At 48.5% G+C, this 20,835-nt stretch carries 18 protein-coding genes; 9 read left to right on the top strand and 9 right to left on the bottom strand.

Annotation, left to right across the window (positions count from 1 at the left end):
* The first annotated feature begins 137 nt into the window (after positions 1-137).
* Genes NT073_RS14430 through NT073_RS14420 form a run of 3 tightly spaced genes read left to right on the top strand, consistent with a single transcriptional unit; the run spans position 138 to position 3,152 of the window.
* Positions 138-1,094 (top strand): hypothetical protein, encoded by a 957-nt coding sequence (locus tag NT073_RS14430; RefSeq protein ID WP_297374697.1) that lies wholly within the window; start codon positions 138-140, stop codon positions 1,092-1,094.
* A 38-nt stretch (positions 1,095-1,132) separates the two neighbouring features.
* Positions 1,133-1,720, top strand: a complete 588-nt coding sequence (locus NT073_RS14425) for an RNA polymerase sigma factor (protein ID WP_297374695.1) — start codon at positions 1,133-1,135, stop codon at positions 1,718-1,720.
* Positions 1,689-3,152 (top strand): hypothetical protein, encoded by a 1,464-nt coding sequence (locus NT073_RS14420; protein WP_297374693.1) that lies wholly within the window; start codon positions 1,689-1,691, stop codon positions 3,150-3,152. Before NT073_RS14425 ends, NT073_RS14420 begins: the two co-directional genes overlap by 32 nt.
* 555 nt (positions 3,153-3,707) lie before the next feature.
* Here NT073_RS14420 and NT073_RS14415 read toward each other — a convergent pair.
* Together NT073_RS14415 and NT073_RS14410 are read right to left on the bottom strand one after the other, a co-directional pair.
* Positions 3,708-4,106 carry a cytidine deaminase gene (locus tag NT073_RS14415; RefSeq protein ID WP_297374691.1) on the bottom strand — a complete coding sequence of 133 codons (399 nt, stop codon included), beginning with the start codon at positions 4,104-4,106 and terminating at the stop codon, positions 3,708-3,710.
* Between the two features lie 188 nt (positions 4,107-4,294).
* Positions 4,295-4,684: a hypothetical protein gene (locus NT073_RS14410; protein ID WP_297374689.1), complete on the bottom strand. Its 390-nt coding sequence runs from the start codon at positions 4,682-4,684 to the stop codon at positions 4,295-4,297.
* Positions 4,685-5,139: 455 nt separating this feature from the next.
* Between NT073_RS14410 and NT073_RS14405 the strand changes: the two genes are divergently transcribed.
* The 3 genes from NT073_RS14405 (at position 5,140) to NT073_RS14395 (ending at position 9,193) form a co-directional block, all read left to right on the top strand.
* On the top strand, positions 5,140-5,820 hold the full coding sequence (locus tag NT073_RS14405) for an SAM-dependent methyltransferase (RefSeq protein WP_297374687.1): 681 nt from the start codon (positions 5,140-5,142) through the stop codon (positions 5,818-5,820).
* A 247-nt stretch (positions 5,821-6,067) separates the two neighbouring features.
* Positions 6,068-6,889: a DUF4198 domain-containing protein gene (locus NT073_RS14400; protein ID WP_297374685.1), complete on the top strand. Its 822-nt coding sequence runs from the start codon at positions 6,068-6,070 to the stop codon at positions 6,887-6,889.
* Between the two features lie 66 nt (positions 6,890-6,955).
* The gene (locus NT073_RS14395; RefSeq protein ID WP_297374786.1) at positions 6,956-9,193 is read left to right on the top strand and encodes a TonB-dependent receptor; all 2,238 of its coding nucleotides are present in this window, start codon (positions 6,956-6,958) and stop codon (positions 9,191-9,193) included.
* 113 nt (positions 9,194-9,306) lie between these two features.
* Here the strand turns inward: NT073_RS14395 and NT073_RS14390 are convergent, their stop codons facing one another.
* From NT073_RS14390 to NT073_RS14365, 6 genes are all read right to left on the bottom strand, one after another.
* Positions 9,307-10,116, bottom strand: coding sequence for an MbnP family protein (locus NT073_RS14390; protein ID WP_297374683.1), 810 nt, complete (start codon positions 10,114-10,116; stop codon positions 9,307-9,309).
* 35 nt (positions 10,117-10,151) lie between these two features.
* Positions 10,152-12,473 (bottom strand): TonB-dependent receptor, encoded by a 2,322-nt coding sequence (locus tag NT073_RS14385; protein ID WP_297374680.1) that lies wholly within the window; start codon positions 12,471-12,473, stop codon positions 10,152-10,154.
* A gap of 71 nt (positions 12,474-12,544) precedes the next feature.
* The gene (locus NT073_RS14380) at positions 12,545-13,468 is read right to left on the bottom strand and encodes a DJ-1/PfpI family protein (RefSeq protein ID WP_297374677.1); all 924 of its coding nucleotides are present in this window, start codon (positions 13,466-13,468) and stop codon (positions 12,545-12,547) included.
* Between the two features lie 276 nt (positions 13,469-13,744).
* Complete coding sequence (locus NT073_RS14375) at positions 13,745-14,131, bottom strand: hypothetical protein (protein WP_297374674.1); 387 nt, start codon at positions 14,129-14,131, stop codon at positions 13,745-13,747.
* 225 nt (positions 14,132-14,356) lie between these two features.
* A complete protein-coding gene (locus NT073_RS14370; RefSeq protein ID WP_297374671.1) occupies positions 14,357-14,731 on the bottom strand; it encodes a hypothetical protein in 375 nt (124 codons plus the stop codon).
* A gap of 74 nt (positions 14,732-14,805) precedes the next feature.
* Positions 14,806-14,988, bottom strand: a complete 183-nt coding sequence (locus tag NT073_RS14365) for a hypothetical protein (RefSeq protein WP_297374668.1) — start codon at positions 14,986-14,988, stop codon at positions 14,806-14,808.
* A 574-nt stretch (positions 14,989-15,562) separates the two neighbouring features.
* Here NT073_RS14365 and NT073_RS14360 point away from each other — a divergent pair.
* From NT073_RS14360 to NT073_RS14350, 3 genes are all read left to right on the top strand, one after another.
* A complete protein-coding gene (locus NT073_RS14360; RefSeq protein ID WP_297374664.1) occupies positions 15,563-17,536 on the top strand; it encodes a cbb3-type cytochrome c oxidase subunit I in 1,974 nt (657 codons plus the stop codon).
* 122 nt (positions 17,537-17,658) lie between these two features.
* The gene (locus NT073_RS14355; protein ID WP_297374661.1) at positions 17,659-17,862 is read left to right on the top strand and encodes a hypothetical protein; all 204 of its coding nucleotides are present in this window, start codon (positions 17,659-17,661) and stop codon (positions 17,860-17,862) included.
* A 324-nt stretch (positions 17,863-18,186) separates the two neighbouring features.
* Positions 18,187-18,849 (top strand): hypothetical protein, encoded by a 663-nt coding sequence (locus NT073_RS14350; RefSeq protein WP_297374657.1) that lies wholly within the window; start codon positions 18,187-18,189, stop codon positions 18,847-18,849.
* A 211-nt stretch (positions 18,850-19,060) separates the two neighbouring features.
* On the opposite strand, the gene NT073_RS14345 is transcribed toward NT073_RS14350, so the two are convergent.
* The gene (locus tag NT073_RS14345) at positions 19,061-20,806 is read right to left on the bottom strand and encodes an alpha-L-fucosidase (protein WP_297374654.1); all 1,746 of its coding nucleotides are present in this window, start codon (positions 20,804-20,806) and stop codon (positions 19,061-19,063) included.
* Between the last annotated feature and the right edge of the window lie 29 nt (positions 20,807-20,835).

Raw genomic sequence — 20,835 nt, 5'->3', positions numbered from 1 at the left:
TTTTGATGCTCGTCCATCCGAAATCCGGTATAAAAAAAACAGACTTGCTGCAACAGTTAGTTGGTTAGTTAGTGTCTATAGTCCTGGCGGGAAAGGTCCGAAAGAATCTGCCCAAATGCTTACTCAGCGATAAGTCTATGAATATACGTCGACAACTCATCTGGATTGGCTTGTTACTGAGCTGGAGCGGTTGCAATCACTATACCGATCAGCAGCCCACTCCCGACAGCGGTCCCCCGTCGGCCCGGGTTGAGGGACTAATCCAGCAGTACCCCCAGGCGCAGGACATTCTATTTACGACCCTGGCCAATAACCAGCTTTGGCAGGCTGATTTTATCCGGCAGGGCCAGTTATACAAAGCCCTGCTGAGCCCCGGGCGGCTGCTGACCACGGACCAACTGATGGAAGGCCGCGTGCCTGACTCGCTCGCCCGCGTACTGGACCAGACCGCAGTAGCTGGGGGAACCTTCAGTAATTTGCGCCTTCGGCAGTATGACTGGTTTAACAACCAGGCAACGAACGGGCAGGTGAAGCAGGTCTATGCAGACTACCGCTGGCAACAGCAACCGTACACCGCCAGCTGGACCCTCACCCAGCTACCATCCGGACAGGTGACGTATTATCTTGAGCTATTACCTTTTCAGTCGGGTGAATACCAGACCGATTCGCTGACTGAACTCCCCGAATCGCTGCAGGCAGCCCTGCGCCAGCAGGGTCTGACGTTCACCTACGCCTGGGTGCAGCTGGATGCCCTCCACCAGCGGCACGGCACCTTGTCGGTTCAGAAACAAGGGCAGCAACTCTACCTCAGCTACGATGATGAGGGGCGGCCAGTCGTAGTGAATAATCAGCCAACCGCGCAGTTTTTTCAGCAGATAGACCAGCTTCCCACCAGCATTCAAGCCTATCTCCAGCGGCCCGAATTGGCAGGATTTGGCGTGAAAGGGGCTGATGCCTCCCTCACGCACCATACGTATGCATCCCTGAGCACCTACCGCGTAAACCTGCAAAAAGACAACCAGGCCTGGCTGATGACCTTTTCAGGCCAGGGTCAGTTGATCAGTCGGTCCTTTTTGACCTACGGTTTTTTATAACTGATCGCTCAAGCCCCTCATCGCTGACCCTTTTGTACATGGCATTATTTGGCCGCAAGTCTTACCGAACCCTTACCGAACTGGTAGCAGGCTGCCAGCAACAGCAGCCCCGGGCGCAGCGAGCTTTTTACGAACGCTACCAGAGTCGTATGCTGGGGGTTTGTGTACGTTACGCCCGAACGGTAGCCGAAGCCGAAGACATCTTTCAGGAAGCCTTTCTGAAAGTGTTTGCCCATATTGACCAACTGACTAAGCCTGAGTCGGCCGACAGTTGGGTGAAGTCGATTGTGGTGCGCACGGCCATCAACTACTATAACCGGACCACCCGCTCCGAGCAGCACCTGACCAGCTACGAGGCCATCAGCGAGCCCCCCGCCAGTGAGGATCACCTCTTACTGCTGGCCGGTTACGACCAGGAAGCGTTGCTGGGACTGCTGGCCCGCCTGCCCGACGCTTACCGGCTTGTCGTCAATCTTTACCTGATTGAAGGCTATACGCATGCTGAGATCGCTAAACTCTTACTGATTCCTGAAGCTACGGCGCGTTCCCGCTTTAGCCGGGGTCGTCAATTACTGCTAACCTTTGTTGACCAACATGGCATTCAACGACATGAATTCCTGGGATGAAGACCCCGACGAGCAGCTGCGTCAGCGCTGGCAGCGGACATTTGCTGATTTTGAGGTTCAGCCCCGCTCAGCGCTGAGCCGACGTGTGCTCAACCAGCTACGGGCCGGGCGCCATCGCCGACGGGCCGTTTGGCTGGCGGCAGGGATATTGCTGCTGCTTGGCGTTGGTTTGCTTTACCCGCTTCGCTTCAGAGAACGTCCCGACCCGATGCACGCCAGCACGATACTGAGTCAGCGCGCCCAACCGAATGGGCCACTCCCCACTCGTCCGAAACAACAACCCGCTGTCCTGACCAGCCCTCCGACACAGCCCGATCAGTCGGCAACTGCTTTACCCACCAGAGAAAGCGTTAACGACTCACGGTCGGCGGTTCATTCGCCAACGGTTCCCGACCCGGAAACTACTCACCGGAAGTCAGTCCAAGTGACCATCGTACCGGCTGAAAAACTCGCCGGGTGGCACGGGAGCACGGAGAGGGCGCGTCGCCGTACCGAGTCAGGGGGAAGGCCATCCATTACGTCCGTATTCGTAGATCAGCCTTATGCCATCTCGCCCCATTCCCGTAGCACTCGCTCTTCGGTTCAGTCGTCAGATCTAACTGAAACGGTTAGCCCTGCGTTGCAATTAGCCCCGGTTGTGCTGCCGGTCAACGACAATCAGTCCGCGTTTTCACCGTCGCCGGCTAGTCAATCCGTAGCTACGCCTGAGCACATCCTATGGGCACAGCTCAACCCAACTGGCCTTTTGCACATGCGGAGCCGGCTAAGCGCCCTACCTGACTATATCCCCACCCTTGACCGGGTGGCCCGGCCACTGGCTAAATCCACCGGGGCCCAACCGGGTTGGCACTGGTTCGTTGAGGCTGCACCGCTGAGTAGCTTTCAACGGATGAGTGCCCCGCCAGTCGCCAGTTTGCACCTCTCGCAAGTAGAGACCCCGGCGGCTTTCTCCCCGGCTACCTGGGGCTATGAACTCAACGGCGGTATCCGCTTCCAGCGCTGGCAGGCCCATCTGGCAATCGGGCAAATTCGACGCTGGGCCTATTACACGGTTAACGAGAACCAGTACCGGATTGAGCCTGGTTCGGCGAATGCCCCTCGGTTAGTACGCGAATCGTACAGAGTAAACGAAAATGCAGCTCTGCCGATGATCGGTGCTGGGTTGATCCAGACGCATCATCTGGGCCATTTCGATGTAGAAGTAGGCGGAAAGTTATCGTACCTGCCATCCAGCAGCCAGATGCTGATTGGCCTGAGAGGGGGAGTTAGCCACGGGTTATCGTTAAGCCAGCGTATGGAGCTTCAAATAGGACTGAGGGGCGAATACAGCCTGAAGCGGCTGTTGAATGAACAGGGTCAACTAGCCATTCATCCGTTGCTTTTAGGCATAGGGTTCCGACTCCAGCCCCATTTCGGGCATCCGAAATTCTGACCCTGCAGGTGATTGAGTAACGTTGGCAGGTATGCTGCGGATTGTGTTGGACAGGTAGTAAAGAAAATGCCTCCACTAATCAGTAACATACGCTTTTTTTATCAGAGGCCAACTTTCGGGTACTCAGTATAACCGGTACAATACTCTCGTAGAACCCAGTTATACTTTTGATTTACAAGGACTTAGATGGCAAAATTGCAACGATTTTGCCGCTTATGGGAAAGGCTAACTAATAAGGCCCGGTAGCTTTTGTTTAATCCATCTAACCCGCCCTAATGATAATTTTTTCCCGATTTGATCTTTACTAAGTGGCATACCATATAGGTTCAGATTGGATCAGCATCAAAGGGGATTTTATTCTACTCAGTTCACACAATTAATAGTTTTTGTGAAAAAACTTTTCATAATATACTGTTTGATAGGCACTTACCCTGAAAACTGTATGTCTAGGTGAAAGTTTTGTACGGCACAGGCCGCCCTGCATTTATACAGGATACCCGATTAATGTGATGCTTTTTTGTAATAACTGTTAACGCCAGTTAGAAGCATACGGGTTTACTCTCGTTCGTACTTGATAGGTAACAGATCAAGTACCGGAGTTTTGAAAATACCTGAGCTATCCTCTAAAATCACCAAGGCATCAGAAGCATAGTCGGAAATCAATTCTCGACACATGCCACAAGGAGCCACGATCTTTCCGGTATGATAAACCGCGACAATAGAGCCTATGTCACTATCCCCCTGGGTAGCCGCTATGCCAATAGTAACGGCTTCTGCACAGACGGCTATTCGGCCAATGTAAGCTTCCAAATGAATGCCTTCAAAGACATTCCCTGACTTGGTTATTAGTACCGAACTGACCGCATGAACGTCAGGTTTATACCGACGGGTAATCAAATCCCGAGCCTGTCGAATCAGCTCCTGATCCCTATCATCAATTGGCAAACGAGTCATTATTCCACTTGTATAATTTTCATTTTGTCAGCCAAGGTATGAAATCTCAGGCTTACTACTCGTTGATAAACCGTCTCGATAATCGGCCCAACCAAACAGCAGACCCATGCATGAAAGCCCATTCGTCTCAGTTGGGAGCGAATATTGGGACAGTGATTTTTTAATAACTGTCAACTTCAATTAGTAGCCTATAGATTATCGTTGTTCTCGAACCCACTTCTAAGATCATCAATACGTTCAGCCAAAAATCGTTTGAAGTCAGAATCCTGCTCTTGCTCCAGAACTTGCTCAATGAGTGGTTTGTACGCCAAGTCGTAATGTCGGATCAAGCCTTGTAAAGCGTATAGTCTGATATTGAAAGGTAGGGTTGGATTCTGAATGGAATCAATAAAAACTTGTTTAGACACCTCGTTTCTTGCCGTTTTTATGACAATTTTCGAGGCTACTCCTGATTTACTACCTGGTTGTGGGCTTACAATCCAGTCTAATAAAACACGAGTCTGTTGTTGATTTAGTTGGAAGCCTTTGCCCACCCCATTGACTAATCCTTCCAACGCCAGAATGTACTCAAAATCCACTCAGGTTCTTGGGGTAGCGTTTCTGTGATTAAGTCGAAAAGCGGTTGAATGAAAGCCTCCTGATTTACTTCTCTGAGCACAGCTGCAAACCGATTATGATTCTCAATAAGTAGGGGGTGTTTGATCAAATAGACCAATCGTCGTATAAGCCGATGGTCTTTCTTGACCAAGATTTCCCAGAGCAGGTCGATTCGACGAGTAACGGATGGCAGCTCATTGAATTGAGCATAGAAATCATCTGTGGTCATATCTTTAATAAGCTAGAATTGAGGCTTTCTATTGTGCTGTATGCTTGCCAAAGTACAAAACTTCATGCTAAATACCATCTCTTTGAACACCCCAATCTATAGGCAAACCAGTGAAAACCCATTCGTTTTAGACAAGAGGGATTAGAGAGAATCCTAATTTTTGGTAGATTGGTGATCATGGAATTCTTTATCCTACTTTTTAGCTTAATGACACTCCAAGAAATCGTCCCCTGGGGGCGTACGCTAGAAGAATACGTACGCATGTTCGCCCTAACCCAAAAAGATCTTACTCGTAAGATTCTAGGGGTAGGAGATGGGCCCGCTAGCTTTAACGCAGAAATGACAGCGATGAGTGGCCAAGTCATCTCGATTGATCCCGTTTATGCGTTCTCCGCTCAGCAGATTGAGCAGCGTGTCCAGCAGACCTATTCTACGATTGTTAACCAAATCCGTTTAACGGCTGATGGCTATCGATGGGATCAGTTCAACGATGCCGATGAGTTAGGTCAGTATCGATTGACAGCCATGAAGCGGTTTTTGAGTGATTATCCAACGGGAAAGCAGCAGGGACGCTACTTAGCGAATCAACTACCTACTCTACCCTTTGCTGATCGGTCCTTTGACCTAAGTGTATGCTCTCATCTGCTGTTTCTCTACAGTAAGCACTTATCCGAGCAGCTACACTACGATTCAATCAAGGAGTTAATACGGGTCTCCAACGAAGTACGCATATTCCCTCTCCAGACTTTAGAAGGTAAACAATCGCCCTACTTAGATTCAATCGTAAAGACACTCACCGCTGAATCGATTCAAGTTGATCGGGTGCCCGTAGCTTATGAATTTCAGCGGGGGGCTAATGAAATGCTACGCATCCGATTGGTAGACTAAGGTCATCTTGGCTTATCCAACAAAAGACAAAACTACTTGCTAAAAGAAAACTACAAGCATTGTGCGCAAAAACGCCCAATTTGAGAAGTAGATAAACGAATGCTCAATCGTCTCCCTTAGGAGCGTTTTAAGAGAATTTGTAAATTATGAGCTAATTCCGCAAAGCCCTATTTCACACATGTGATTAATTCAATAAAAACGAAGCGGCAGACCTTTTGTAGATCACACTACCAAGTAGATTTGTAAAATGAAACGACTCTTCATCTTCTTCGCATTCAGCCTCTTTTTGGTTTTTCTAGCTCATGCCCACGAGTTCTGGCTACAACCGAGTACCTTTTTTGCCGAGCCGGGACAAATTGTTCCGGTTGAGGTGCTGGTAGGCGAGCACTTTCAGGGTGAACGCTCAGAGGGCAAGAAAAACCGAATTGTTCAATATGCGCATTGGTTCGGCAATAGCAAAGAAGATATAGCCCCTCAGCTTACCGAGGGCCATTACGGCTCGGTACCTGTAAAACTATCAACACCTGGCACCCATTTGATCGCTCTGGCGAATACGAATAAATACCTGGAAATGCGGGCCGATAGCTTCCTTTTATACTTAGAAGAAGATGGTTTAGACCAAGTCATTCAATGGCGTAAACAACGCAACCAAACTCAGAAACGGAGCCGGGAATTTTATCGGCGATGCGTTAAAACCCTAATTCAGGCCGGGCCTTTGACTACCAACGATCAGACCTATAATCGCAACACGGGTATGCCCCTGGAAATTATACCGGCTCAGAATCCGTATCGCCTAAAGCCGGGTGGTTCGCTTCAGTTGACTGTTCTGTTTCAAAATAAGCCCTTAGCTGGTGCGCTGGTGCGGTACTGGAACCGGCCATCTAACCAAAAGTCGTCTCCGGCTGATTTTACCGAACAGCAACAACGAAGCGATAAAAACGGGCACGTTCGGTTTGCTATCAAAGCAGGTAACAATATGGTCAGCCTAGTACAGATGGTGCCTTATGCAGACACCAAACAAGCCGATTGGCAAAGCTATTGGGGCAGCTTAACGTTCGGTTGCCGCTAAGTATACAATCATTCTTAATCCTGACGATTTGTGAAAAAGGGGATCTACCTTCTTTGGTTGGTATTCATGGGCTTACCTGCTTACGCCCATTTAGGCAGTCTACTCGGTACGGTTTACGACCAGTCAACGAACTTACCCATCCGCGGGGTTACGGTTCAATTAACCGGCCTGGGAAAAGCCACCTTTACGAACGAGCTGGGCCAGTATCGGTTTGATGGACTGGTGGCTGCTCCTTACAAAGTCGAACTCTCCCACGTTGGTTACAAAAGCCAGGTGACTGCGGTAACGGTCGTCGATGATCAGACGACCACCCTAAAAACCGTTCTGGTCTCCGCATCCGTTGACTTAAGCGAAGTGGTTGTGTCTTCGCAACGGCCCAATGAGCAGCAACTCATTAGTAGCCTAGACATTAAACTACGGCCAATTACCAACTCTCAGGAAATTCTTCGGATGGTGCCGGGTTTATTCATTGGTCAACATGCGGGAGGTGGTAAAGCCGAACAAATCTTTTTGCGGGGCTTCGATCTGGACCATGGTACCGATATCCGCCTGACGGTAGATGGTATGCCGGTCAACATGGTTTCTCATGCGCATGGCCAGGGCTATGCTGATCTGCACTTTGTCATCCCAGAGCTGGTTCAGGGTGTAGACTTCAAAAAAGGGCCTTACACGACAGATAAAGGTAATCTGGCCACAGCGGGTTGGGCCGATTTCAGAACCCGTACAGCCTTGGATCGTTCGTTTGTCAAACTGGAAGCAGGTCAATTCGATACCTACCGAGCCGTAGCTGGTATCGATCTGTTAGGCCAAAAAGGAAAGGATAAAAATCAGTCTGCCTATTTAGCTTCGGAGTATTCCTACTCTAACTCCTACTTCGATAATCCACAGCACTTTAAGCGTGTAAATGTGGTCGGCAAATATCATGGTCATCTATCGCCCAACACGAACCTTACCCTGACGGGTTCTACCTTTTGGAGTAAGTGGAACCACTCCGGCCAAATTCCGGATCGAGCGGTCGAGTCAGGTTTAATTGGCTGGTTCGGTTCCATCGATCCGACTGAAGGCGGGGAAACCAGCCGCACGAATGTCAATGCCCAATTGGTCACGGTTACGTCTAAGAACCATGTGATTAAAAACCAGCTCTTTTATTCCAATTATAATTTCGAGTTGTATTCCAATTTCACCTTCTTTCTAAATGACAGCATCAACGGCGATCAGATCCGCCAGAAAGAACACCGCAATCTATTCGGGTATAATGGCAGTTATTCAGTTCACTCTATCCTTGGTAAAACCAGTTGGACGACGACGGTAGGGGCTCAATATCGGCAAGATATTACGCATGGGACTGAACTGTCCCATACCAAAAATCGGGTAGAAACGCTCAACCGGATACAATACGGGAATGTGAATGAAATCAATGCCGCTCTGTATGCTAACGAGCAGGTGCAGGTGTCAAGCCGGTTTGTCATTGATGCGGGTATTCGCCTGGATTACTTTCGTTCCCAATACGAAGATTTACTACTCAATCCAGTAACGACGAAACGAGCAACGCAGTCGATTGTCTCGCCTAAACTGAATTTCTATTACACGTTTAACCCTCGTTTCCAGCTTTATTTAAATACGGGCAAAGGGTTCCACTCGAATGATGCTCGTGTGGTTACGGCTCAAAATGGCCGGGAAATTTTACCGGGTGCGTATGGCTCTGACTTGGGTTTCATTATTAAACCGTTTCCCAAGTTATTGATCAACGCAGCCGCCTGGTACTTATGGATGGAACAGGAGTTTGTGTATGTAGGTGATGAAGGGGTGGTTGAGCCAAGCGGTCGGTCACGGCGGGAAGGTATTGACTTGTCACTGCGCTATCAGCTTACCAAAACCTTGTATGCCGATGTGGATTTAAACACGGCCAATCCTCGCTCCGTCGATGCCGAAGCGGGTCAAAATTATCTCCCATTAGCGCCTGTGTTTACCTCCACCGGCGGTCTGTCGCTGCAAACGCCATTCGGGTTTAGTGGTTCGCTGCGGTATCGATACATGGCTGATCGCCCTGCCAATGAAGATAATACAATTGTAGCCAAGGGCTATTTTGTGCCGGATATGCAAGTGAATTATGCCCCGCCTGGATTGGCCCGTAAGAAGTATACCTTGGGTCTATCGGTGCAGAATCTGTTTAATACGCGGTGGAAAGAAACGCAGTTCGATACGGAGAGTCGGTTAAAAGGAGAAGCTGCACCGGTCGATGAGATCCATTTTACTCCGGGTACCCCATTTTTTGCCCGGTTAAGTTTGACCTATTTCTGGTAACAGCCGCTCCATTATTGAAGTCGATACATGCCAGTGGCTTTTCCTCAACTTTTGAGAACCTTCGTAAACCTATCCCTTCAGGATATGCCTCTGATTTACTCAGGATCATTCACTTATTGATTCGTTTGACTCGTGTAGCGAATCATTTGGACATAGTTATTGGCAATGTTGGTGGAATAATCCTCAAACATGACCGACGAATGCTCGGCAATACTCAACTTCGTTGGACCGTTGAAAACCGATAAAACATCAGCCGTCAGATTGATTCTGGGTGTGGCCAAAGTGGTCACCCTGGCACTCGTACCGGTAAACGGTATGGTAATCGTGCGAAGATTATTAATGGTTTTCTTGCCATTGTAACCGCCCCCAAAACCTCCGATGTGGTAAAAAAATAAATTGTTCTGGGCTGCGGGAGCGGCTGAGGAAGTGCCTTCCAGTTTGAGAAAAATATAGCCCGAGTTCCACTCCCAGTACATGGCGTCATGCGTACCCAGACCAGGATCAAGAACACCGGCACGCTGGCTTATATCCGCTAAACTGCGCAGACTATCCACACCAATGACAAACGATAATCCAGTATAGCTACCCGTCGGAATCGTGGAGAACGTGATGGATTGAGAGGCCGGTTTATCTTCCTGGATCAGAAAATAACTCTTATCCTGGGGTACGATATACTCCGTTCCATCGGAGCGTTTTAGCCGAAAGTTGCTCACGAAGTAATTCAGTTTAGTAACCTTGAAAGATTCACCAACGGCATTCTGGTAGGTACCCGTCCCTAATGCCAGGTCCTGACTACCGACAACGTTGTCGAAATGTACGCTAAGTGATCCTGTTTCGGGAGTACGTACATCGGGCTGACAGGCAAAAAAAGTGCTTAAACTTAAGCTCGTTACAAGCATGATTGACCAAATGGACTGACGCATACGAGTAGTTGGTTATAGTTTGGTTCATCTAAACATTAAAACTTACCGGTCACGGTTACGCCCAGCATCCGGGGACTACCGAGCATATAAGAGCCGTAGCCAAAGGCCATATAGCGTACATCCGCCAGATTCCGAACCCAAACCGCGACGTCCAGATGATGACTAGTCACACCGGCTCTGGCATTGACCATCCCATACGCTTTCTGGCTTTCGGTATTGTAAAAGTTCAGTTGGTACTCACCAATGTATTTGTATTCACCGCGTATAAAGGCTCTTATCCTTTGGGGTGATTTCGATACCGGTAGGCCATACTGAAGGGCTAGCATGGATTGAGCGACCGGATTATAGATGGCCTTATTGCCTTTGTAATCTTTGACCGAAGCGGTTTCTACATCGAAGAGTTCGAGTTTTTTATAGTCGCTATGAGAGGTGCTGGCCGTCCAGTCGAGCTGTAGATTTTTGACCGGTAGGGCCGACACTTCCAGTTCCAAACCCGCGTTATTCATATCGCCGACATTCAGGGTGGCATAGTTTACCCCATCCTGGGTAGTGGATACCTGTTGATCTTTCTGTTGAAAATAAAAGGCTGTCAGGTTTACTTTCAACCGATTATTCAGCAGATTATTTTTGATACCTACCTCATAGTTGTCCGATTTTTCCGGCCCGTAGATCGGGTTTTTTGTATTACCAAAATTAAATCCGCCGACTCTAAATCCTTTGGCATAGGACGCGTAGATCATGGACGTAGGCGTTAATTGATAACTCAGGGTGACTTTGGGCGTAAAGGCGGTAAAGGTTTTCTTCGACGTACTGTCGGCGGAAAGAATCGTAACAATCCCGGCCTTTTCAACCGCCGTATTTTGGGTAAGCTCCCGGCGTTCCACATCGTAGCGGGTACCAATCGTTAGGTCAAATTTTGGCGTTACCGCATAAGTTGCCTGACCGAAAAAAGCCATGCCCAACCCTTTACGTCTTCCATTATTAATGGAAGCGAAAGGGGCATTCGGATCGAATAGGACATAATCGGTATCAAAGTAGGTGGTATTCCCCGTTTTAACTCGTTCGCCAAACAGAAAGGAACCGAGGGTCCATCGAAACCGACTCCCATTGGCTGGCGAGGAAAAACGCAACTCCTGGGTCAGCTCGTTTTGTCGGGACCAGTTACTACCACTAATCAACTGAGCCGACGTGAAATCAAAATCAAAACGACCCGGAAACCAGATGTGATAATCAACAAAAGCGGTGATGGACGTAAAATTGAACTGACGACCAAAATATTTGACCGCTACCGACGTATTGAAGTTGGTTCTTCGCTCGGTATTGTCCCAGTTGCCAAAGACTTTGTAGGGTTCACTTCTGGCTGCGCTGTCGGAAGCTGACCACGGATACGCCCCTTTGTCGGTATCGTTTTCATAGCGCGTGTTCCAATCAATGGTCCAGTTGGACGATAGTAAATATTTCAGGTTCAGATTGCCCGTATAAGCCTCTCTACGATCAAACTGGGTGGTGTTCAGCGTTGGATTTTGATAGATAGCTCCCCGTTTGTTGAGCTGGAAACCGGCATTCATAAACAACTTAGCCTTCACCAGGGGCGTATTGAAGCCCACACTGTAGCGTTGCTGTCCATAGTTACCCAGGTCTATTTCCGCAAAGCCCGTCGTTTTGTTGCCGGGCTTTTTGGTAATGACATTAAGTACCCCACTAAAGGCATTGCGGCCATATAACGTACCCTGCGGGCCACGTAAAATTTCGATTCGCTCAATATTACTGAAATTTAATGGGGCTGAATAAAAATCAAACTGGTAGACTCCATCTACATAGGTCGCCACGGCCTGTTCACCCGTAAAGCCCATCGCCCCCCGAAAATTCAGGAAGTTTGACCCGGTACTGTTGCCATGCTCAATGGTGTACGCACTCGGTGCTAAAGCCGTCAGGTCACTAATCGTCCATACGCGGTAGTCTTCTAACTGTTTTGCATTTAGGGCCGTAACGGCTATCGGTGTTTTTTGTAAGTTGGCTTCCACTTTGTCAGCCGTTACAACCACTTCACTCAGGGCATTGGTATTGTCGACTAAGGTGACGGCAACCGGTTGCGTTTGGCTAGTCACGTTCACCGGTTGAATTTTGGTGGCAAACCCGATGGCACTGATTTGTAATTGGTATTTTCCTTGATTGAGGTCCAGGGAAAAATGACCGTCTTTATCCGCGATCACGCCGGTTGGGCTGTTTAACACAGCAATGTTGGCAAACCCGATGGCTTCGCCGGAGCTGGATTTGATTGTTCCGGTTATCGTTTGGGCAAAACTGCTCATGGCGAGCAACCAAAGCAGGACAGTACTGGTATTTTTGAGAGGCATGATGAGGGCTGATTAACGGGGATAAACTGATTGTCGATGGATCAATCAGTTAGACTTAATGGTGTCTTGCCTTAGCGTTTGAGGAAAGCCGTCGGCTCCTTTTTGAATCGATCTTTGCAAAGACGGGAGCAAAAGCCATAGGTTTTGCCCATGTATCGAGCCGTATCGGCTACCATGCCGTCTACCGACATCTGACAAACGGGATCGATCGTTGAGGTTAGTTTCAATTGAGCCTGTTTGGTGGCAACCGTTTTTTTGACCACCGTTGGTTTGGTGGCAATTGGGTTGGCTTTCCGTTTTGATTGAGTCCGAGCCTTACCCACAACCAACCCTGCTTGGGGCTCCCACTTATCGTATTCCATAATGCGGGCGATCTGCTCAGCAGCCGCCACGCCTTTCAGCCGGGACACGACATGTAGGGCTCCATCAATACCCGCCGAGACACCCGCCGTCGTTATGATCGATCCCTGATCCACGAACCGGGTGTTCTCCATCACTATAGCGGTAGGTGTCATTTGCTGCAACATATGCGTTGCGGCCCAGTGGGTCGTCACGGTTTTACCGGTCAAAAGTCCCGCCTTACTCAGCAACTGAGCCCCTGTACAGACCGACATCGTTAGTTTGCGTTGAGCTGTCGTGCGACGTATCCAATTAACGACGCTACTGTCCTGCATCACTTCTTCCATTCGTCCACCCGGTACCACTAAAATATCGGCTTGGGGTGCGGTTGATGGGGTATATTCCGGCACAACGGTCAGCATCTTTTGCATAATGGTCATGGGTCCCGATTGAGCGGCTACGGTATACACCCTAGCGCCTTCCATGTGATTAAACACTTCGAGTGGTCCTGCAAAATCGAGTAGTTCAACGCCCGGAAATAGCAGAATCGCGACGCGTATTGTATCTCTGGCGGTTGCTGTCTGAGCCTGAGTGGATCGACTTGTATAAATGGTAAGCAATAAGAGAATACATAAAGATTGACTAATCTTTTTCATAGGATTTGATTCGTTAATCCAACAGTTGCCAGAAATGAAATGGGTTTCGTCTAGCTCTGCTGGAATTTAGAAATAACTGATTGTCAGCGAATAATTGGATGTAATAGCGATTGACGTTGTCTGATCTGTTTCGATTCAGGCAACGTAATAGCAGCATTGGCCAGTACCCAGACCAGGTACGACCATGTTCTTGAACGAATGAGAAATAGAGCCCTCGGATTGGAGGAACTAGGTTCGATCAGCCAATAGAAAATATGGATAGATTCTATCGCTTACTCAAACAGCCAGGAATTGACAAGGGGGCTTTAGCAACCAACGGGCTGGCGTAGCGTATGAGCCAGTGAGATAGGCAAAGTTGGGAGTTGGAATGAACGTCGTTGGTTTACCAAAATTAAAGGTAAGCTGCTCTTCGCAGAACAGTTGAAGGGGTGCTGTTTGTTGAACGCGCTCGGAAGTTTCCTTATCCTGTCTGTCCTGCTCGGCTTTCAGGCGTCTGGCTAGATAGCATTGACCATTGCAATGCAACTGGGGTTTATCCCGATTTACGCAGAGATTACGAGCAATATAGTCCTGATTGAGATGATAATAGGCAATCGTTCCCCAAGGGCTAATGCTAGGCAGTAGCACCGCTATTAACAGGATATAGGTCAATAGAGAACGCATGATGCGACAAAAGTAAGTCAGATTTAAGAATTGTATTTCTTTTCTGAGCTATAAACTGTGAGAAATAAATAATTCCCGTTCTGTATAGGATAATAAGTAACTGATAAACGAGTGTGTCATCAGTATCGGAAATCGCCCATTTAAATAGACAATTTCGCTTTTAAACTTTTGCTTAAGAAGTGAAAGGGGCAACCATAGAAAATTGGATAGCCGCAGTTAGGTTAATCAAGTACGCTTTGTACTTTGGAGTAGCTCCTGATAATTATCGGGCCTGTATAGGCTAATCCCCTTCACACGCTCGAAATGCTTTGGATTAAGTGTAAATACCGGCACGTCAAAGACTAAGGCCGTACTTATCGTATAAGCATCCCCCACACCGGTATCTGGCCACCGACGGGCTACCTCTAAGGCTTGCTCACTAACGCCATCACTGTTCAAAACGATGTAATTGTCCAACCGCTTTCGATGCCGGTCATACTCGGCCCGGCTAATGGGCATGGCTAGGCCCCGTTGAATGAGTAACCAATGTTGTAACTCAATGAATACCGCCGTGCTAATGGTTTCCTGAAACTCCTCAATAGCTGTTTGATACGCTTCCAAGAAGGGTGATTTAGCCAGGGAAACACGGCTCAGCAGGCCCGTATCACACAATAGGGCAGGCTTAGTAACTGTAATCAAGGAATGGGCGTGGGATCAAGGTGTTTATGTTTACCCAACTCATTGGCAATAGCTAGTCCAGGGTCTTCGGTTGACAGATGACCCGATGGAATCAGGCCTTCGATCACCTGACCTGATGCGTTTAGTAGCTTCACCTTGAGGGGCCTCCTAGCTTTTGATTTTATGTTAGTCGTTGCCATAGCTTGATCGATGTTTACAAAATTAACAAAAGTTGGGGCTAATACCTCTCAGTTGTTCAGTATCAAAACCGGTTGATGAAAGCTGAGCCTAATACACGCTAGCTGTTACTCAGGAACAGGGCAGACTCTGTAGTAGTGTTGGCCAAATCAGTTTCTATAAATGCTCGTCCTTGAAACCCACTTCGTCTCAAGGAGGAGCATTTTGTGAGAATAAACGGATTGTTGCCGCCATTACGATAACCTAACGGTTGCTTACCCTGATATCCAGCAAATCTAATAAATGGGAGCCATGGACTTGTGCAGGGCTTACACAGTTAACTTTCTGACTCACAAGGCAGCGATTAACCGGCCCTCATCACTCCCTACTACAGGCAGTACCAATACCTCATTTTCTATTCAGATGTTTAACTGCCTTAAGGACAAAAGAGTCTTTTGAGGATAAGTCAAGGGCTTGACCGATGCGACATACCTGCTCGGTAAGGAAACCTACAAAAAGACTGACTAGTATCGCTTGGACGAGTGATGCGCACAGCGCTAAAACGAATTAACCATAAACGCTAAACGGCAAAATCCTATGGTAATGACAGGTGTAATCATTATTGCCGCCCTATTTATGGGCTGGCTTTTTAGCGGCTATGCCCATGTGCGAACAGGTAATGTCAGTCACCGGGCCGATGAACTCCATACGGAAACCGATGCCCGTGAGGCCGCCCAATCTGAGCACGAACCGCAAAGTAAATTGCGTAGGTACTTGTTTTCAGAAGATCATAAAACGATTGCCCGACAGTATCTGATTACGGGCATTAGCTGGGCCATCATAGGTATTTTTTTATCCGTCCTGTTCCGGCTTCAACTGGGGTTTCAGCACCTGAATCTCGATTTCCTGCGTCCGCTGCTGGGTGACTGGATCAACCAGGACGGTAAGCTCGATCAGGACTTTTACCTTCAACTCGTCACCATGCACGGTACCATTATGGTCTTTTTTGTGCTCACAGCCGGGCTCAGTGGTACGTTTTCCAATTTCCTGATTCCGCTGCAAATCGGTGCCCGCGACATGGCCTCTGGCTTTCTGAACATGCTGTCGTACTGGTTCTTTTTTACGGCGAGCGTAGTCATGTTATCGTCCTTCTTTGTGCCGTCGGGGCCGGCGGGCACGGGCTGGGTAATTTATCCGCCCCTCAGCGCCTTGCCCCAGGCCCATCGGGGGTCTGGTAGCGGACTAACGCTCTGGCTGATCAGTATAGCCCTGTTTATTATCTCCCAATTGCTGGGCGGCATCAATTACATCACCACGGTCATAAACCTACGCACACGAGGCATGTCGTTTAGTAAACTTCCACTGACGATCTGGTCTTTCCTGCTAACGGCGATCTTAGGGTTAATTTCATTCCCGGTCCTCTTGTCCGCGGTGCTACTACTCATTTTTGACCGCCATTTCGGGACGAGTTTTTATTTGTCCGAGATTTATATCAAGGGAGAAGCATTGCCCAATATGGGCGGAAGCCCCATTTTATTCCAGCACCTGTTCTGGTTTTTTGGTCACCCCGAAGTCTACATTGTTATTCTACCGGCCCTGGGGATCACGTCCGAAATCATCGCGACCAATGCTCGTAAACCCATTTTTGGGTACCGGGCCATGATTGCCTCCATGATCGGGATTGCCTTTCTGTCGTTTATCGTCTGGGGACATCATATGTTCGTGTCGGGTATGAACCCGTTTCTAGGATCTGTGTTCATGTTCCTGACGCTGATCATTGCCGTCCCCTCCGCAGTAAAAGCGTTTAATTACATCACGACCTTATGGCGAGGTAATATTCGCTTTACACCCGCCATGCTGTTTTCCATCGGTCTGGTATCGTTTTTCGTTTCCGGTGGTCTCACCGGCATCATTTTGGGTAATTCGGTTTTAGATATTCAACTGCATGATACGTATTTCGTGGTGGCTCATTTTCACCTGGTGATGGGAGCCGCTTCGGCCTTCGGACTGCTGGCAGGTACGTATCACTGGTATCCCAAGATGTTCGGCCGGATGCTGAACGAAAAGCTGGGGTATGCGCACTTCTGGCTAACGTTCATTGGCATCTACCTGGTCTTTTTCCCCATGCACTATCTAGGTATTGCCGGTTTTCCCAGGCGTTACTATGCCTTTACCAGCTATGATTTTACGAAAGGTACATTTGCCGACATGAATGCCTTCATCACGATAGCCGCCATTGTTACTTTCACGGCTCAGTGGCTATTCATCTGGAATGTTGTCTATAGCTACTTTAAGGGACAAAAGGCTCCCCAGAACCCCTGGCGGTCGAACACCCTCGAATGGACGGCGCCCATCCACCCGGGTCATGGCAATTGGCCGGGTAAACTACCCGCCGTTTACCGCTGGCCCTACGATTATAGCAAGCCCGGCGCCATCGACGATTTTATTCCGCAGAATGTACCTTACTCACTGACCCACTCGTCTAATCTGCCGCACGAAAATGAGCAGATTGCGCTAGAGAAAGAAGTTGAGGCCCAAAACCTAAACGATCCGTTTTCCCAGCCACACTGATTAAGGGTGTGGTAGAAACCGAACAAGGACTTTCCTTTCTGTCCGAAGCGATTATTGACACGCCCATTAGGCAGCGCAGCCGCTTTCCCCGCCTTACAGAAGCCCTGTAGCGTAATCCGGGCTTGCTGGTTATTGGCCTTCGCACCGACTCCGGCCTGGTAATTAGTCAGGGAAATATCCTGCGGGCCATTGGGTCAGGGGGCGTGTTTATGATCGATTCCGACAACATCAAGGACACGATTTTTCATGCAATTCCTGAACTTCAGTCCGTATATGTCAGTAACCTGCGTGTCAATATCCTGGCGCAAGGGGCGTCGTGCTTTTAGCAAGACCGGATATTCGTAAAAAGTGAAGAGATCGTTTTTTTTACGAAATCAATAGAATGCTGATTTTCTATGATCTTGATGATTTCAATAGGTTTCAAATCATCAAGATTGCATATTTCGGAGAGGTTGTTCTGAGTCACTTAAATCTCGGCTTGCTGCTGTTTGCGTTTGGTAATATCCCCGAATATCAAGCAGATGTATGATGATTTTATCTTCTCATTTGGGAGGGTTTTAGGGGACGATTAGATTATGAAACTTTTCGTGTAATAAGTGAAGCCGTAAGCGTTTGAGCTAACTTTAAAAATACTACTATATCGATCGATAATGGAACTGCTCACTCACTTAGGGCCTATTGAAGGAAACTATCGCTTATACACCGAGCCCTGGATTATCGATCAGATCCAGCAGATTGAAAAAAAACTTTTTACGACCGAAACTTTCCATTACAACCGAGACTTTGCCGAGTTTCCATTTAGACGCCCTTTCGACTATTACTATTTCGGTGAACACAACCGTCTGTTTCGGCGTGAATCAGATTACCAAGTACTTACTACCTTTTTGAGAGCGATTAACTCCACTTCTTTTTTCATTTCGGCACCGGCTTATGCGGCTTTGTATCCCTTGGAAATGTCTGTTGAATGCCCCTTTTCAATATATAGGGATACACCAGCTTATATTTTAGAAGAACTAATGGACTCGGGACCGCGCCCCCTTCAGCATCCTCGTTCTGGAGTAGGCTTTGTGACTATTCCACATGTATTTATGTTCGACAAAACTCAACAATGGGCCATGCTCAATGATGATGGCAATCAAGTGGTGACGATTGGCATTAGTCAACCGATTAAGACTCAGTTTGAGCAAGCGTTTAACAGCTTACCCCTAGTATCCGCTGGAGAGGCTTTGAGCATCATGGAACGCTTTCACGGTGGCAAAGTGTATGATGATTACCGAAGCCGTTTTTGTGCTTTGTACGAAAATCAGGTGTAGGGTATGCTACGGATACTGGTTGACAGTTACTAAGACAAGCTGTCCAATTAAATGCCCGTTTTTATAGGACGTTTCTTCACTTTCTCAGTCAACATGCTAAATCAGCGCGAAAAGTCTCAAATTGCTATCTCAGGAATCTACGTTTCAGATCTTGTACTAGATTTAAGTATGTGAGAAAGTCAGGAAGCTTAAGTTGGTAAAGAATACGCCACTACTCCCCTGCCGGGTATAACTGAAACTCGCTTATGCCGACACTACCCCAGGAATCCAAGATGACGAATCGAAAGCGCCGGGCGGTTACGGACGAGATCTTCTTTCGCCACTGCCCACTCAGTTGCCCGCCCGAGGCCAGGGTAACCCACTGACTGCCTTTTTGATATTGCACTTCGAAACGGGTGATGGCAGAAGTGGCCTTTCCATTATTTTTGCGTGCAAATTCACTGACAAACACTTCGCCTACCGACTCGGGCTGCCCCAAGTCGACCTCCAGCCAGCCCTGTTTCTCAAATAAAGCTTTCAGCTCATCCGAATCATACGATAGGGTTTTCCCATAGTATCCGGCAAAGTCCACGTCTTTCCGCCGACCTAATTTCCAGTACGTATTCGGATTATCATCGACGGTAGCCGGGGCATTATGTAGAAAATCGCCCAACTGACTGGACGCTACAGCTTTTTTAGCATAAGCCAGCGAATTCGACTGACTAAAGGGCGGAATTAATACCGATGCAGCAACGGGTTGATTGATTGTTAATTCAACAATTGTCGCCACCGAATCCCGCCGGTCGGTTGGAACGCTTACCGTTACCTGCTTACCGGACTGGGTAAACGCCAGAGCTGGCCCGTTGAGTAGGGTAGCAGATTTGATAGTCGACGGAAGAGGTGGGAGAACGACCTTATCTCCGGTTTTGCTTAGTAGATACAAGAAAACCCGGTTGCCTTTCTGACTGCAAACGTAATCGTTTGTTGGTAGATACGGCCCACCACGGGTCCCGTAAATGGCCCTGGCACGGGGATTGAGCCAGGCACCGATGTCGTTTAGCCGGTCTGCGAACAGGGCCGGAATCTGCCCCAGACTGTCGGGGCCGACGTTGAGTAGGAGGTTACCATTGCCTCCGATACAGCGTAGCAAAGTATGGACCGACTCTGTTACGCTGCGGGGTGTATCGTTGAATCCCCACGCCCACTGATGCCCCAAATTTGTACAGGTCTCCCAGGGAACGTTGCCAAAACCGGCTACAAATCCCTCGGGCGTTGCATAGTCGCCAAGCTGGCCGGGCTGGCAATGCGACTCGTCGGGGCTGAACGCTTCGAGCCGATTGTTCAGGATGATGCCGGGCTGCAGCCGATGCGCCAGATCGTACACTTTTTTGGGCTCGGTTGGGCAGGGAGAACCTTCATAATCGATCCACAACAAACTGATTTTACCGTAGTTAGACAACAGTTCATTGAGCTGCCCCATCATCCGGCCAACAAACACATCATTTGTGGCAGGGTTGCGGCAATCGGGGTCTTTCCAGTCGGCAACGGAAAAATACCAGCCCAGTTGAAGCCCTTCGGCATGAACGGCATCGGCCAGTTCTTTACATACATCCCGCCCAAACGGCGACGACATGATGTTGTAATCGGTCGTTTTAGTGTTAAATAAACAGAACCCATCGTGGTGTTTAGCCGTGAGCACCACGTACTTCAGCCCATTCGCTTTGGCCAGTTTCACCCATTGGCGAGCGTTAAATTTGGTGGGGTTGAACCGACTGTACAGCGAATCGTAGCGACCTTTGCCGTATCCCTCCCGCGACCAGCTTATTTCATTTCCGGTAGCCGTTACGGGTCCCCAGTGAATAAACATCCCAAAGCGGGCGTCGCGCCACCACTGCAACCGCTGGTCCTGCGGCAGTGCTTTCTGCGCCGTGGCTTGAACAGTGACAAATAGAAAAAGACATATAATTTTCGCTTTCATACAAAAGGGCCGGGATGAAATCAGATTAG

Source organism: Spirosoma sp. (genome assembly GCF_026391055.1).
Lineage (GTDB): Bacteria > Bacteroidota > Bacteroidia > Cytophagales > Spirosomataceae > Spirosoma.
The sequence above is the reverse complement of the archived record's forward strand: the minus strand, read 5'-3'. Positions and strand labels throughout refer to the sequence as shown.